The sequence below is a fragment of the Winogradskyella vincentii genome (assembly GCF_020166345.1).
GTDB classification, from domain to species: Bacteria; Bacteroidota; Bacteroidia; order Flavobacteriales; family Flavobacteriaceae; genus Winogradskyella; species Winogradskyella vincentii.
On record NZ_JAIUJS010000001.1, the window covers coordinates 245392 to 260047 of the forward strand.

The following is a 14656-nucleotide window of genomic DNA, read 5'->3' on the forward strand; positions in this document are numbered from 1 at the left end:
TAAACCAAAAATTATTCCAAAATTAATCATTAGATGAAGACTTTCTGTTGTTATTATAGGCTTTTAACTTCAATTTTAAGAATTCAATAGCTTCAATATCGTTGTTTCTATTGCATAATTCTAAAAACCCCTCATCCTCCTGACAAAATAGAAAAAATTCAGTTGTTAAGTTTTCTGCAAGATATTCATTCTCAAAAATAATTGATTCATACTCTCTTTTAAGCCTTTCAATACATTTATCCCTCGAGTCTAAATCAACTATTTTTTTCAATTTTTTAGTTCTACCACTTATTCTATTTAGTAGCTTATGAAAATTAACTCCAAATCCTAAACCGATATGTCCCCATGGACCTGCATCCGCGTCATGCAATTTACGCTCATTAATTGTCAGTGGTTTACCTATATAACCAGGAATTCCAAGATCATAGAAATTCACTTCTGTTTTTGCATCAGAATTTTGAAGGTCCGATTCTAAACTACCAGTCAATATTTTACCTACTATGACTTCATCTAACTCATTGATTTTTTCAACTAGTGCTATTCTTAATATGCCAGAAATTATTATTGTGTTCGTTATTACAATTTCTTTTGATTCATATTTTAACCCAGATATAAATAAAGTATCAGAAACCTTTGCTGGTATTATAAAAGATCCGTCCTCTTCTGATACAGTATATTTTGGAGCAGTTTTATTCAATATATGGATACCTTCCACATCGCCATTTGCAATGAGCTGGCCCTTTAAATCTTTGCGTTGTCCAAAAACAATAAGACTATATAGAATGAAATAAAATGTAAAACCGAATTTAATTCTTATCACCTTTAGATTTTAGATAAGACTGACTGAGCTGATTTATGCGTTCTAAAAATTGAACTTCCTTGTCTTTTGCTAATAAGGATTCATCAACACCTTTATTTTCAACATAGTCAACAAAAGCATCCATTTCATCAAGAGGAATATCAAAATTTACATGAATAAAATTAACACTGTATTGCTCTAAAGCCTTTTTAAAAGGTGTTTTGTTAAGTGCTTTGTCTTGATTAGTCATTTTTTCACCATCAATATCTGCCACTTGGCTCACTAAAAATCCTGCAAGATTTACCAAGTTTAGCATATTATCTACTCTTGGATTGTATTCATTAAATGCAACATTTTCAGCCTTTGTATTATAATCTGCTGAAAACTGAAAATCCTCAATATGGTCTAAACCAAAATATACAGCATCTAGGCTAACATTATAGGTTCTAACATTTTCTAAATCAGCATTTAAATTTCCGGTTAATCCGAAAGGCAATAATACTACTTCGTCAAGTTTATTCACCTCCTCTACTAAAATAACAGTCATTTGTTTAGATTGTAATATTTGTTCTGAAATAACAACCGTAAAATCTTTGAACTGAAGTGCTCCAAATTCTACAACATCGTTCAGAGCAACGTCGATTTTAAATTCACCTTTTTCATCTGTAACAGTACCCTTATTGGAAGAAGTATTATAAACCGTCACACCCTCCTTATCTTGAGCAGATACTATAATTCTACCATTAATAGTTATACGATCAATATCCTGTGAATATGCAATTATTGAAAATGTGCAAAAAAGCGTAAGTATTATTTTCTTCATTTTATAGCATTAAGAATATTAAAATACGAACATAATCTTTAATTCTCATAAAAAATTGTTGGTAAATCTTTGTTAAATGCGATTTAACCTCTTTTTCAGCTTTATTTTAGATTAATTATCTTAGCAAAAAAAAGAATTGAGGGATTTATTAATAGCAAGTACTTCTACTGTGCATGGTAGTGGGTATTTAGAATACCTTTTTGATGAATTAGAATTATTGTTCAAAGACTGCAACGAAATTCTATTTATTCCATATGCTAGGCCAGGTGGCGTCAGTTATGACGAATATACCACCATTGCAAATTCTGCCTTCAAAAAAATAGGTAAAAAAGTAAAGGGTATCCACGAATTTAAGGACCTACAAAATGCAATTAGTAATGCTAAAGGAATCTTCACAGGTGGTGGCAATACATTTGTATTGGTAAATCAATTATATAGAAATAATGTTTTGGCAAGCCTTCAAAATGCCATTGAAAATGGTACACCCTATCTAGGCACTAGTGCTGGTAGCAATATTTGTGGTTTAACCATGAATACTACTAATGACATGCCTATTATTTACCCTCCAAGTTTCAAAACTTTAGGCATAGTCCCGTTTAATATAAATCCACATTACTTGGATCCAGATCCAAAAAGTAAGCATATGGGTGAAACCCGTGAAACACGAATAAAAGAGTTTCATGCATTTAATACGCAACCAGTAATTGGTTTACGAGAAGGAAGTTGGATCGAAGTAAAAGGTGAAAATATTAAACTAAGAGGGGATCTTAATGCAAGAATATTTGAATACAAAAAAGAACCTTATGAATTAACGACAAACAATGATTTGTTCTTTCTAAAGTAATATTACAAATTCTTAAAAAAATGATATCCTAATATCTCAAATCCTTCATTATAGTAAAGCTTATGTGAAGGATAATTTTGCACATATGTATTAAGTTCCATAGTCTGATAACCTTTGTTCATTACATAATTACTTATCCAATTCATAAACTTTTTTCCTAAACCAGATCCTCTATATTCTGGTTTTATAAATACATGGTCAATCTCTACAGATTTACCCGCGTAATGCCTTGTAAAATACCAAAGACCAGAAACACCAATTAAATCATTTCCTAAATAAATACCAGCGCATTCATAATTCTGTTCGATCATTTCATTAAATCTTTCTCGTAAAATTTCCATTGATATTTTTGCTTCATTCAAATCATAAACCAAAGGCACAACTGATTCGATCTCATTTTTTGGAATTATGCTAAACTGAAAATCCATCTTTTAAAAATTATTTAGTAATGCTAAAATTAAATGATATTCACACCAAATCCATATTTTAATGCCAATTGAGATGACTTTTAAATAAAATTTGTGTCAAACTTTTGTAAATTGAACACAACTAACATATTCTTATATGAGAAGAGGAAATTTTAAAGTTAGATTGATTATTGGTCTAGCAATTGTCGCTTTTGCTTTTGTTCGTCGTTGTAGCCAACAAGAGGTTAATCCATATACTGGACGCACACAAGCCATTTCACTATCTCCAGAACAGGAAATTGCTATCGGACTGCAAAGTGCACCAGGCATGGCACAACAACATGGCGGTTTACACCCAGACAATAGGTATCAAGCGCTTGTGGATGATATAGGTAATAAGTTAGTACAAAGCAGTATTGCTAAAAATACACCTTATAAGTATGAATTTCATTTGTTAGCTGACGAGAGAACAATTAATGCATTTGCCTTACCAGGAGGTCAAATTTTTATAACCTATGCCCTATTTTCTAAGTTGGAAAATCAAGATCAATTAGCAGGTGTTTTAGGGCATGAAATAGGACATGTTCTGGGAAAACATTCTAACGAAAGAATTACCAACTCAAAATATTGGCAAACCCTGATTATGGGAGCTGGTGCCATAGATATGGGTGCTGTTGCTCAACAAATTGGCCAAGGGACACTCCTGAAAAATGGTAGAGGTGATGAATTAGAAAGTGATGAATTGGGAGTTCATTTTATGATTGATGCTGGATATAATCCTGAAGAAATGATTGGTGTAATGAAGATTTTAAAAGCAGCTGCTGGGCCAAATCGGGTTCCGGAATTTCAAAGTACACACCCAGATCCCGAAAACAGGATTGAACACATTAAAGAGTCAATTAGAAAATACAAAAATGCGTCTTAAGTAAAGACGCATTTTCTAACTAACTAACTCAAATAATTGTCTTAAGTAGACACTTATATTTTTATACTTTTCAAAAACTGTACCGTTTCTTTAATATTCGCTTTTACTTAATTAACTCAGTTTAAGCAAAAAAACAGAATTCTTTGTAATCATTTCATTCATCTATTAAACGCTTAAAATTACCGTCTGTTACAATTTGTGCCATTATATAACAGATAATTAACAGTTTGAAAACAAATATGTTAAGACATTCTAAAAACTATAGTACCATTTGAATGGGTAAATGAAGATTATAAAAATTTTTACGATTGAAATTTGTTATCAACTTTGATATAGTATCTTTGATATCCTTAATATTATAGATATGAACAAGAAGGTTATTTTAATGATATTAGATGGATGGGGGAAATCTCCAGATCCTAAAGTATCTGCCATAGATAATGCCGAAACACCATTTATAGATTCACTTTATACAAAATATCCAAATGCAAGTTTAAGAACAGATGGATTGCACGTTGGACTTCCAGAAGGTCAAATGGGCAATAGCGAGGTTGGACATATGAATTTAGGTGCTGGGCGCATTGTTTATCAAGATTTGGTTAAAATAAACCTTGCTGTTGAAAACAAAACACTGCAAAATGAAACTGTATTAAAAGAAGCTTTTAGTTATGCAAAGCACAACAATAAAAAAGTTCATTTACTTGGCTTGGTCAGCGATGGAGGTGTTCATTCTCACATAAATCACTTATTTGGATTAATTGATGCAGCGAATGATTATGGCTTAAAAGATGTTTTTGTACATGCATTCACTGATGGAAGAGATGTTGATCCAAAATCAGGTTATGGTTTTATTTCAGATTTAGAAGATCACTTAGAAAAAACAACTGGTAAACTTGCCACAGTTACTGGACGTTATTATGCAATGGATAGAGATAAAAGATGGGAACGTGTTAAGCTTGCATATGATGCTATTGTACATGGACAAGGCGTAAATTCAACTAATGTCCTTTCAACTATACGGGAGAGCTATGAAGAAAACATCACTGATGAGTTTATTAAACCCATTGTTATTAATAATGAACAAGGTAACCCAACTGCTAAAATTGAGGAAGACGATGTAGTTATATTCTTCAATTTTAGGACAGACAGAGGAAGGCAACTTACTCAAGTTTTATCTCAGGAAGATTTTCATGAATATAACATGCATAAAATAAATCTTCATTATGTTACATTAACCAACTATGATGATAATTTTAAAGGCATTAATGTTGTATTTGAGAAAGATAATTTGAGTGAGACTCTAGGGGAAATTCTGGAAAGACATAACAAAAATCAAATTAGAATCGCGGAGACTGAAAAATACCCTCACGTGACCTTTTTCTTTTCTGGCGGACGAGAAGAACCGTTTAAAAATGAAACCAGAATATTACGTAATTCACCAAAAGTTGCCACATACGATTTAAAACCAGAAATGAGTGCTTATGAACTAAGAGATGCACTTGTACCAGAATTGGAAAAAGGCGATGTAGACTTTGTATGTTTAAATTTTGCAAATGGTGATATGGTGGGTCATACAGGAGTTATGGAAGCGGCAATTAAAGCCTGTGAAGCCGTTGACGAATGTGTTAAAGACGTAATTACAACAGCATTAGAAAATGACTATACCACAATTTTAATCGCAGATCACGGAAATTGTGAAACCATGGTAAATCCTGACGGAACACCTCATACAGCACACACAACGAATCCTGTTCCGGTTATACTAATAGATAAAGATTTGGAGGAAGTAAAAGATGGTATTTTGGGCGACATTGCACCAACTATCTTAAAATTATTGGGAATTCCCCAACCAGACTCGATGACAAGGCATAGCATTGTTTAAATGTGGTAATTTGATATATTTATATTGTAATTGATTTAGCAATGAATTTTAATGAACGACTGATAATAGCAATTGATTTTGATGGTACCATAGTAGAAGATGCCTACCCTCAAATTGGTAAAACAAGAATTTTCGCTTTCGAAACTCTTAAAAGGCTACAAGATGATGGTCATAGATTAATTCTTTGGACATATAGAAATGGGGCTAAACTAAAAGAAGCAGTAGATTTCTGTAAAGAAAACGGAATAGAATTTTATGCCGTAAATGCTAGTTTTCCTGAAGAAAAATACGACTATAGTCGAAGTAGAAAAATTCATGCTGACCTTTTTATTGATGACAGAAATATAGGCGGTATCCTTGGTTGGGGTGAAATATATCAAATGATAACCAATGAGATACCAGATATTAGAGCATCTAAGCGTAAAGGCGGTTTATTTGGTTGGTTTAAATAATTAAACTAACTGAAAATAAGCTCTATCGATTTCTTCTCTGTGGTCCGGGTGAGCGATCTCCACGAGTGCTTTAACCCGTTCCTTAATAGTTTTTCCGTATAGATTTGCAACACCATATTCTGTAACAACATAATGTATATGTGCTCTTGTTGTAACCACACCTGCACCAGGTTTTAATGTCGGCACAATTCTACTTATACCATGTTTTGTTACTGATGGTAATGCTATTATTGCTTTACCTCCTTCACTCAGAGATGCACCTCTAATAAAGTCCATTTGTCCACCAACGCCAGAATACATTTTTGAACCAATTGAATCCGCACAAACCTGACCTGTAACATCCACTTCAACTGCAGAATTTATAGCTACCATTCTTGGGTTTTGTTTTATTACAGAAACGTCATTAACATAATCGGAGGAACGTAATTCAACAAATGGATTATCATTGACATAATCATACAAACGCTTTGATCCCATTAAAAATGTAGCTAAGGCTCTACCTGGATTCACGCCCTTGTGATTACCATTAATAACATCCTCTAATATTAAATCAATCACACCATCAGAAAACATTTCTGTGTGCAGTCCTAGATCTTTATGATTATGTAATCTTGTTAAAACGGCATTAGGTATATTCCCAATACCCATTTGTAAGGTACTTCGATCCTCAATAAGTTCTGCCACATAATCACCTATTTTTGTTTCCACTTTGGATGGTTGAGAAACTGGAAACGCAGGAAGTGGCACATCAACTTCTACAAAAGAATCAATTTCTGATACATGTATGATGCCATCACCAAAGGTTCTTGGCATTTGTTTATTTACTTGTGCAATTACATAATCTGCATTATCAATTGCCGCTAAGGTCGCTTCAACTGATACACCTAAGGAACAATAACCATGTTTATCTGGAATAGTGACGTGAATTAATGCTACATTCAGATCTATAATATTTCTTTTAAACAACAGAGGCAACTCACTTAAAAAAACAGGAGTATAAGACCCATTACCTGCATGAAGTGTATGCCGTACATTTCTACCTATAAAAAAAGAATTCACGTGGAAACTTTCAGCCAATTCGGGATTTGCATATGGTGCTTCTCCTTCGGTGTGCAATTGACATATCTCTACATTTCTTAATTCTTCATGCCTGTCTGCCAATGCCTTTACCAAAACTGAAGGTACTGCCGCAGCAGCTTGTAAGTATACTTTGTCGTTAGATTTTACAACTTTTAATGCTTCTTCTGCGCTTACTGTTCTATACATTGAAATAATTTTTTAAGATTACAAACTTACCTCACAAAAGATATAAAAAGACTGTCATTTATCATGTTTTTATAAAATTTAAAAATTGTCATAATTACCTATCTTTGCCACTTAATTAAAGAGTTATGATAATTGTAAAAACCAGAGAGGAAATTGAATTAATGCGCCAAAGTGCTTTAGTTGTATCCAAGACATTGGGTATGTTGGCCAAAGAGGTAAAGGAGGGTATTACAACTAATCATCTCGATAAAATTGCAGAAGAATTTATTAGAGACCATGGTGCTTTACCTGGTTTTAAAGGATTGTATGACTGCCCTTCTACCCTACTTTGTAGTGTTAACGAAGCAGTAGTACATGGATTACCTACAGACAAACCTCTGGAGGATGGTGATATTGTTTCTATAGATTGTGGTGCATTAATGAATGAGTTTTATGGCGACCATGCTTACACCTTTGAAATTGGTAATGTTGCAGAAGAAACTAAAAAACTCATTAAAATAACAAAGGAGTCACTTTACGAAGGTATAAGGCAACTAAAAATTGGAAATCGCGTAGGTGATGTTGGTTATGCAATCCAACAATATTGCGAAGCTCATGGCTATGGGGTAGTAAGAGAATTAGTAGGTCATGGATTAGGTCGTAAAATGCATGAAGATCCGGAGATGCCAAATTATGGTAGACGTGGCCGAGGAAAAAAATTCATTGAAGGAATGGTCGTTGCTATAGAACCTATGATAAATATGGGCACACATAAAGTCAAGCAATTAAAAGATGGTTGGACAATAGTAACCCAAGATGGCAAGCCAAGCGTTCATTTTGAGCATGATGTTGCGATTATTGATGGAAAGCCGGAAATCTTATCTACGTTTGCGTATGTACATGAAGTATTGGGTATAACTACTAACGAAGAAGATGAATTTAGACAAAAATCTCTAGTTCTATGATAGTTGATCAACTAATTTCTGAAATTGAACCAAAAGAAATTATTAAAGGATACAAAGGAAGATTTGTTCATACAGAGAACATGACCATTGCTTTTTGGGAAGTTGAGGCTGGTGCAGAAATACCGCTACATAATCACATTCATGAGCAAGTTTCACAAATTATAGACGGTGAATTTGAAATGAATATTGGAGGTGAAATCAAAATTCACAAACCAGGTTCGGTTCTTGTAATTCCATCAAATGTTGAGCATTCAGGTAAAGCAATAACACCTTGTAAAATATTAGACATCTTCAATCCTGTAAGAGAAGATTATAAATAATTGATTTTGAAATCAGTTTTCAAATTTTTCTTAAACGTATTTCCTAGACCATTTCTCATTAGGATGAGTTATGCCATTCGTCCTATTTTAGCTTGGATTTTAAAAGGTAATAATTTTATAGATCCAATTGACGGAAAATCATTTAAACGATTTTTACCTTATGGTTATGGCGAACAACGACCTAATGTTTTATCACCATCAACCCTGTCTTTAGAACGTCACAGGCTTTTATGGCTCTACCTTAAAAATGAAACAACATTTTTTAGCGCGAAACATAAAGTATTACATTTTGCACCAGAGCAATGTTTTTTAAAACGATTCAGGTCACTTAGCAATATAGAATATACAACCACAGATCTTTTATCGCCAATCGCTGATATTAAAGCAGACATTTGCAATCTCCCTTTTGAAGACAATAGTTACGATGTTATTTTATGTAATCATGTTTTAGAACATATTCCTGATGATACTAAAGCCATGCAAGAACTTTATCGTGTATTAAAACCAGGAGGTTGGGGAATATTTCAAATTCCTCAAGATTTAAATAGAGAAACAACCTTTGAAGACGACTCAATAACCGATAAGAAAGAACGCGCAGAAATATTTGGGCAATACGACCACGTTAGGGTGTACGGCCGAGATTATTTTGACAAGCTAAGATCTATTGGTTTTACGGTAGAGGCTATAGATTATACATCTAAATTATCTGAATCTGAAATTGATAAATACCGATTGGCTAAAGGTGAGTTAATTCCTTTGGTTAGAAAATAACTATTCCGGAAACCCGTTTAAAGCAAGTGTTTGCAAATCGTTATTATCATTAAGATAAATGAGATAAGCTTTTAACTCTGGGTTTGATTTTACAAATTGTTTTACACCTTCAACTCCCATGGCCTGAAATGCCGTTGCATAACCATCTGCCGTCATGCAATCTCCAGCAATTACTGAACTACTCAGAATATTTGTTTTGGTAGGATAACCTGTTTTGGTATTAATTATATGCGCATATCTATTCCCATCTTCATCAACTTTAAATTTACGGTATGTACCAGAAGTTGCCATTGCTTGATCTTTTAAAGCAATAACCTTAGAATAAGACTGTGTCCCATCAAAATTTGGATCGTCAATGCCTACTTGCCATTGTTTATTCCGTTCTAAATTTAATCCAGAAACACGCATATCACCACCAATATCAACAAGATAATTTTCAATTCCTTTTGATTCTAAAAAATCAGCAATTACATCTATACCATAACCCTTTGCAATGGCATTAAATTCTATATAAGTCTCCTTTGGTTTAGTAATTTTGTTATTATAAAGTGACAATTTATTGAAACCAACAAATGCCATTAAACTATCTATAGTTGTACTATCGGTAAGAAACTTGTTTTGCTCAGCGCCAAAATTCCACGCATTAACAACATTACCAATTGTTGGGTCAAAAACTCCATTGGTTTTTTCATAGATATCTTTTGAAGCTTTAAAAACATTTATAAAATGTAGATCCACATTATCTAGTTCGCCTCTGTTTATTTTTGAAATATCAGAATCTGAAATATAAGTTGAAAGCGATTGATTAACTACATTAAACAAACTATCTATTTCATTTATATAGTTTGTATTGTCATCTGACAGATATTGAATATTAAATGCTGTACCAAAAACAGGACCAGATAGTTTAATGTTTTCTTGAGGCTTCGTTTTACAACAAATGACCATTAAAAAAAGTAAGGCAAACGATATATTTTTCATATTTTAATTTTGAAGATCAGCTACAGCATTTCCTAATTTAAGTTCATTTCAATTACCTGAATTCCATTGTATTCTATTAGATACTCTTCATTAAGGTAAATTGGTAAATCCTCACCATTAGGATTACCCAAGCCAACACCTGCGTATAGCACCTTTGCATTTTTATCAAAAGCATGTTTCTTGAAGGTTTCCATCCAAACAACATCATAATTATTAGGGTTTTCTGGCAATATCACTGCTCTGACAATTACAAAAAACCACTCCTTATTTTTGTCTATACAAACAAATTGCGGGTGTTTTTTTAATTTGCTATTAACAGCCACAAACTCAAAACCACGAGATTCCAAGTCCTTACCCACATGATTCATTGCAAGGTTATGTAATTCTTGTTTTGTAAGTGCTTTCATTTTGCAAAGATACAAAGATGACTACTTAAAATTATCTTAATTATTAAGGTACATCACGTCTACTCAATAATTAATTTACACCTCGATAAAACTGATTAATTACCCTTTACAAATAAAAAATACGTAACTTTAAGAACGTAACTGAGAAGTACAAAACATTTATAGGCTACTCTAAGTTACAATAACCCTAACAATTAAGTAAACTAAATACCCTTCCCTAAGCTTGTAATTTTAAGCATTAACTCTTAGTTTTATGTAGCTTTTTTTGGATACATTAATAGCATTTTTAAAATAATTAGCTAAATCATTAAATGATGACTACAAGAACATCCCAATTGACAAAAGAAGAATTAAAAGTTTACATTCTTATATTTTGCGCAAGCGTCGACTCTGATGCAACTGAAGATGAAATGAACCTTATAAAATCCAAAACAACGCCAGATACTTTTAATAAAATGCTCAAAGCATTTTCAGCACATTCAGAACAAGAAAGTATAGATAAAATTGAAGAATGCATTCATATACATGAGTTCACAGAAATGGAATTAGCTGAATTTAGGCAAGAGATTTACAAACTATTCCTAACTGATAGTAAGTTTCACCGTAAAGAGCAAAGCTTAGATAGAATATTAGATAACATCTTATATTAAAAACACATTTTTTAAATACATAACTATATGGTTTATGTATGATTCATTTTTATAGAAATATTCGCCGAAAACTACTCTTGGAAAAAAAGTCAACTAAATATCTAAAGTATGCTATTGGTGAAATTATACTAGTTGTTATTGGTATTTTAATTGCGCTTCAAATAAACAATTGGAATGAACTAAGGAAGCAGAAACTACTTAAAATAAATTATCTAGAACGTCTTTCTAACGATATTAAGCAGGATACCTTAAATATTAATAAAGTAGTATATGAAATAAATAAAAATCAGGATTGTATTTCTAATTTCATCAAAACTATTGGAACTGAAAATAACACTGTGAGTTTAGATAGTGCAGTAACTTCATATTTTGAAAGAGGTTGGATTATTTCAGAATTCTCACCAATATCTAATACCTATACAGATCTTTCTCAGACTGGAAATATGAAAATAATAGATAATTCAGAATTGGTAGATCAGATAATTGAATATTACGGTTACATTGATATAATAGAAAAATCTAATAGCATTAATAAAGATTGGATTACATCAATAGATATCGAAGTAGCACAAGAAACGCCAGCCTTTCAGTTAGACCCGAATACTAGGCAATTATTTGCACATAAAAACCTAGACAATGCAATTAAGGGTATCTTGGACAACAAGGACTTATTAGAGCGAAATGCAGCTGGCCACTATTGGATTAACGAATCACTTTCTAATAATTTATTGGCCATAAAAGGTGTAACAAAAGAACTTCTTTCTAATATTGAAAAAGAACTTGATGCAATTCAATAATAAGTAGTATGACATTTAATGCGATGAATTCTTACACTCCATCTAAACGTGTAGGGCTACTAATTGGTCCAATTCTATTTTTAATTCTAACTTTTTCAAAATTAGAGATTATAAATTCTCAGGCAGATAGTGTTATTGCCATAGCTGTTTGGATGGTAATTTGGTGGATTACCGAAGCTGTTTCAATTTCAGTTACATCACTGTTACCTCTTCTTTTATTCCCACTACTTAAAATTATGCCTATGGGTGATGTAGGAGCAAACTATGGAAGCCCAATTGTATTTTTATTTTTCGGTGGTTTCGTATTAGCATTAGCCTTAGAGAAAGTAAATCTTCATAAACGAATTGCACTGACAATAATTAGTAAAACCGGCACATCTCCAAATCGTGTAATCTTAGGGTTTATGATTGCTACCGGCTTTATGAGTATGTGGATTAGCAATACGGCGAGTACCGTTGTAATGTTGCCAATTGCTATGTCAGTAATTAAAATGCTTATTGATGATGAAGACGGATTTACCAAAAAAGATCGCAATTTTGCTTTGAGTGTTATGTTGGGTATTGCCTTTTCAGCGAACGCTGGTGGTATAGCCACGGTAATAGGAACACCACCAAATTCTGTTCTTATTGGACTTTTAGAAAATGAATATAATACCGAAATATCCTTCGTAAACTGGATGATGCTTGGCCTTCCCTTTTCAATGCTATTAATTGGAATTATATATGTGGTTCTTATCAATTTATTTCCCAATAAAGGGTTATTGTTTAAAGCAACGCATGGTGTCATAAAGAATGAACTACAATCTTTAGGAAAAGTAACACCAAGAGAAAGACAAGTACTCATCACTTTCGCAATTATTGTTTCGCTATGGATATTTCGCACTCTAATTAATTCAATTTTCCCACAACTTAAGCTTAACGATACGATGATTAGTATTTTTGGAGCATTAGCCTTGTTCACCATCCCATTCAATTTAAAACGTGGTGAATTTATTTTAGAATGGAAAGACACGAGTAGACTTGCTTGGGGCATATTAATACTCTTTGGTGGCGGATTAGCATTAGCCCAAGGTATGTCTACTACGGGAATAGTTGATTTAGTTGCAACTTCAATTTCTAATAGTGATATAAGCATTTTACTCACTGCAAGTTTCCTGATAATTTTAATGTTATTCATGACCGAACTTATGAGCAATGTTGCCCTAACGGCAGTTCTAGCTCCTGTGGTTGCAGGTATTGCAATAGGACTAGATATTCCGATGTTACATTTACTCATTCCAGTAACAATTGCCAGTAGTTGTGCATTTATGCTTCCCATGGCAACACCTCCTAATGCAATAGTATTTGCAAGTGGTTATATAAAAGTAAAGGATATGGCTAGGGTTGGTTTTTTTCTGAATGTCATTTCTGTAATCCTTCTTATTTTGATGTTTAAATACTTTGTGCCTCTATTTTTCTAATTATGAAACGACTCTTTTATATCCTTGGAAGCTTTATTTATATTATTCTTTTTAGCAATTGTAATGAATCATCAAACCTGCCTGATCCATTAGAAGCTGGTTGGAAAGGTGAAGTAATATGCGAAGTTATTTCAGATAATTCCGAGTTGCGTGTCCTTAAATGCATATTTCCTCCTAATGTTGGACATGAACGTCATTACCATAATGCACATGTTGGTTATACATTAGCTGGAGGTAAATTCAGAATTGTAGATACAACTGGTACAAGAGAGGTAGATATCCCAACAGGATTTAGTTTTGAGAATGACAGAATAGATTGGCACGAAGTATTAAATATAGGTGACACAACTGCAGAGTTTCTCATCATGGAATACAAATAAGAGTGCCTTTTTAAATCTAAAATCATTTTTTTGTATCTTCAGTATGAAAAAGAAAGAAAATGAAAACTACCAAAAGATTTGATCTCGCCATCCAAAAGTTATATCAAGCTTTTCATAATAATAGGCTAAATCCTGATGATTGTAAGCTATGTGCTGTTGGTAACATCTTAGATAATAATGACAGTTGGAAACATTTAACCGACAAACATGGCTCAACAAAACTCAATTACCTGGGTATATTACATCAAAATTTAGGAAGACGTTTTAATGGTTATAGCCCACTAGAACTTCTCCATATTGAAAAGTCATTTTTAAAAGGTTGTGGCTATACAGGTTTTAGTAAAGACAATCGACTTTATAGACCAGAGAATATAACTGATAAAAACATACTTTTTAATGGACTAAATTCAGTAGTTACTTATTTATGTGAATTAGATGGAATAGTTGATATTATGGACTGTTCTAAACTATTTAAATTTGAATCTCAGTCTCTTCAATGTCAAGACTAGTCCAAATAGAATTAAATAAAAAAACCAGCTTTAATAAGC

Annotated in this window: 18 protein-coding genes; 12 read left to right on the plus strand and 6 right to left on the minus strand. The window is 32.7% G+C overall.

From position 1 onward, the window contains the following. Window positions 1-22: 22 nt before the first annotated feature. A complete protein-coding gene (locus LBV24_RS01190) occupies window positions 23-820 on the minus strand; it encodes a carboxypeptidase-like regulatory domain-containing protein (RefSeq protein ID WP_224476779.1) in 798 nt (265 codons plus the stop codon). Further along, window positions 807-1622 carry a carboxypeptidase-like regulatory domain-containing protein gene (locus LBV24_RS01195; protein ID WP_224476780.1) on the minus strand — a complete coding sequence of 272 codons (816 nt, stop codon included), beginning with the start codon at window positions 1620-1622 and terminating at the stop codon, window positions 807-809. Before LBV24_RS01195 ends, LBV24_RS01190 begins: the two co-directional genes overlap by 14 nt. 136 nt (window positions 1623-1758) lie before the next feature. On the opposite strand from LBV24_RS01195, the gene pepE reads away from it, so the two are divergent. Then, the gene (pepE, locus tag LBV24_RS01200) at window positions 1759-2466 is read left to right on the plus strand and encodes a dipeptidase PepE (protein WP_224476781.1); all 708 of its coding nucleotides are present in this window, start codon (window positions 1759-1761) and stop codon (window positions 2464-2466) included. Window positions 2467-2468: 2 nt separating this feature from the next. Here pepE and LBV24_RS01205 read toward each other — a convergent pair whose 3' ends face one another. Next, complete coding sequence (locus tag LBV24_RS01205) at window positions 2469-2894, minus strand: GNAT family N-acetyltransferase (protein WP_224476782.1); 426 nt, start codon at window positions 2892-2894, stop codon at window positions 2469-2471. Window positions 2895-3030: 136 nt separating this feature from the next. Here LBV24_RS01205 and LBV24_RS01210 point away from each other — a divergent pair, with 136 nt between their 5' ends. The 3 genes from LBV24_RS01210 to LBV24_RS01220 all read left to right on the plus strand — a co-directional run bounded on the left by LBV24_RS01210 (window position 3031) and on the right by LBV24_RS01220 (window position 6132). After that, window positions 3031-3798 carry a M48 family metalloprotease gene (locus tag LBV24_RS01210; protein WP_224476783.1) on the plus strand — a complete coding sequence of 256 codons (768 nt, stop codon included), beginning with the start codon at window positions 3031-3033 and terminating at the stop codon, window positions 3796-3798. Window positions 3799-4162: 364 nt separating this feature from the next. Further along, window positions 4163-5680, plus strand: a complete 1518-nt coding sequence (gene gpmI, locus LBV24_RS01215) for a 2,3-bisphosphoglycerate-independent phosphoglycerate mutase (protein ID WP_224476784.1) — start codon at window positions 4163-4165, stop codon at window positions 5678-5680. Between the two features lie 41 nt (window positions 5681-5721). Next, window positions 5722-6132, plus strand: a complete 411-nt coding sequence (locus LBV24_RS01220) for a BT0820 family HAD-type phosphatase (protein WP_224476785.1) — start codon at window positions 5722-5724, stop codon at window positions 6130-6132. Here the strand turns inward: LBV24_RS01220 and LBV24_RS01225 are convergent, their stop codons facing one another. Continuing rightward, entirely contained in the window at window positions 6133-7398 is a 1266-nt protein-coding gene (locus LBV24_RS01225) for an acetyl-CoA hydrolase/transferase family protein (protein WP_224476786.1), read from the minus strand. It lies immediately after the preceding gene. Window positions 7399-7523: 125 nt separating this feature from the next. Here LBV24_RS01225 and map point away from each other — a divergent pair, with 125 nt between their 5' ends. The 3 genes from map to LBV24_RS01240 are packed head-to-tail and all read left to right on the plus strand — an operon-like array spanning window position 7524 to window position 9433. Beyond that, on the plus strand, window positions 7524-8342 hold the full coding sequence (gene map / locus LBV24_RS01230) for a type I methionyl aminopeptidase (RefSeq protein WP_224476787.1): 819 nt from the start codon (window positions 7524-7526) through the stop codon (window positions 8340-8342). Next, complete coding sequence (locus LBV24_RS01235) at window positions 8339-8662, plus strand: cupin domain-containing protein (RefSeq protein WP_224476788.1); 324 nt, start codon at window positions 8339-8341, stop codon at window positions 8660-8662. Before map ends, LBV24_RS01235 begins: the two co-directional genes overlap by 4 nt. A 6-nt stretch (window positions 8663-8668) precedes the next feature. Then, window positions 8669-9433 (plus strand): class I SAM-dependent methyltransferase, encoded by a 765-nt coding sequence (locus tag LBV24_RS01240; protein WP_224476789.1) that lies wholly within the window; start codon window positions 8669-8671, stop codon window positions 9431-9433. Here LBV24_RS01240 and LBV24_RS01245 read toward each other — a convergent pair whose 3' ends face one another. Together LBV24_RS01245 and LBV24_RS01250 are read right to left on the minus strand one after the other, a co-directional pair. Beyond that, window positions 9434-10414 (minus strand): FAD:protein FMN transferase, encoded by a 981-nt coding sequence (locus LBV24_RS01245; protein ID WP_224476790.1) that lies wholly within the window; start codon window positions 10412-10414, stop codon window positions 9434-9436. A gap of 32 nt (window positions 10415-10446) precedes the next feature. Further along, window positions 10447-10821, minus strand: coding sequence for a Na(+)-translocating NADH-quinone reductase subunit F (locus LBV24_RS01250; protein ID WP_224476791.1), 375 nt, complete (start codon window positions 10819-10821; stop codon window positions 10447-10449). A 314-nt stretch (window positions 10822-11135) separates the two neighbouring features. Here LBV24_RS01250 and LBV24_RS01255 point away from each other — a divergent pair, with 314 nt between their 5' ends. The 5 genes from LBV24_RS01255 (at window position 11136) to LBV24_RS01275 (ending at window position 14617) form a co-directional block, all read left to right on the plus strand. Continuing rightward, window positions 11136-11471 carry a hypothetical protein gene (locus LBV24_RS01255; protein ID WP_224476792.1) on the plus strand — a complete coding sequence of 112 codons (336 nt, stop codon included), beginning with the start codon at window positions 11136-11138 and terminating at the stop codon, window positions 11469-11471. Between the two features lie 77 nt (window positions 11472-11548). Then, window positions 11549-12268: a DUF6090 family protein gene (locus LBV24_RS01260; protein WP_224476793.1), complete on the plus strand. Its 720-nt coding sequence runs from the start codon at window positions 11549-11551 to the stop codon at window positions 12266-12268. 8 nt (window positions 12269-12276) lie between these two features. Then, the gene (locus LBV24_RS01265; RefSeq protein ID WP_224476794.1) at window positions 12277-13728 is read left to right on the plus strand and encodes an SLC13 family permease; all 1452 of its coding nucleotides are present in this window, start codon (window positions 12277-12279) and stop codon (window positions 13726-13728) included. A gap of 2 nt (window positions 13729-13730) precedes the next feature. Continuing rightward, window positions 13731-14108, plus strand: a complete 378-nt coding sequence (locus LBV24_RS01270) for a cupin domain-containing protein (protein ID WP_224476795.1) — start codon at window positions 13731-13733, stop codon at window positions 14106-14108. 59 nt (window positions 14109-14167) lie between these two features. After that, window positions 14168-14617, plus strand: coding sequence for a Na(+)-translocating NADH-quinone reductase subunit F (locus LBV24_RS01275; protein WP_224476796.1), 450 nt, complete (start codon window positions 14168-14170; stop codon window positions 14615-14617). The last annotated feature ends 39 nt before the right edge of the window (window positions 14618-14656 follow it).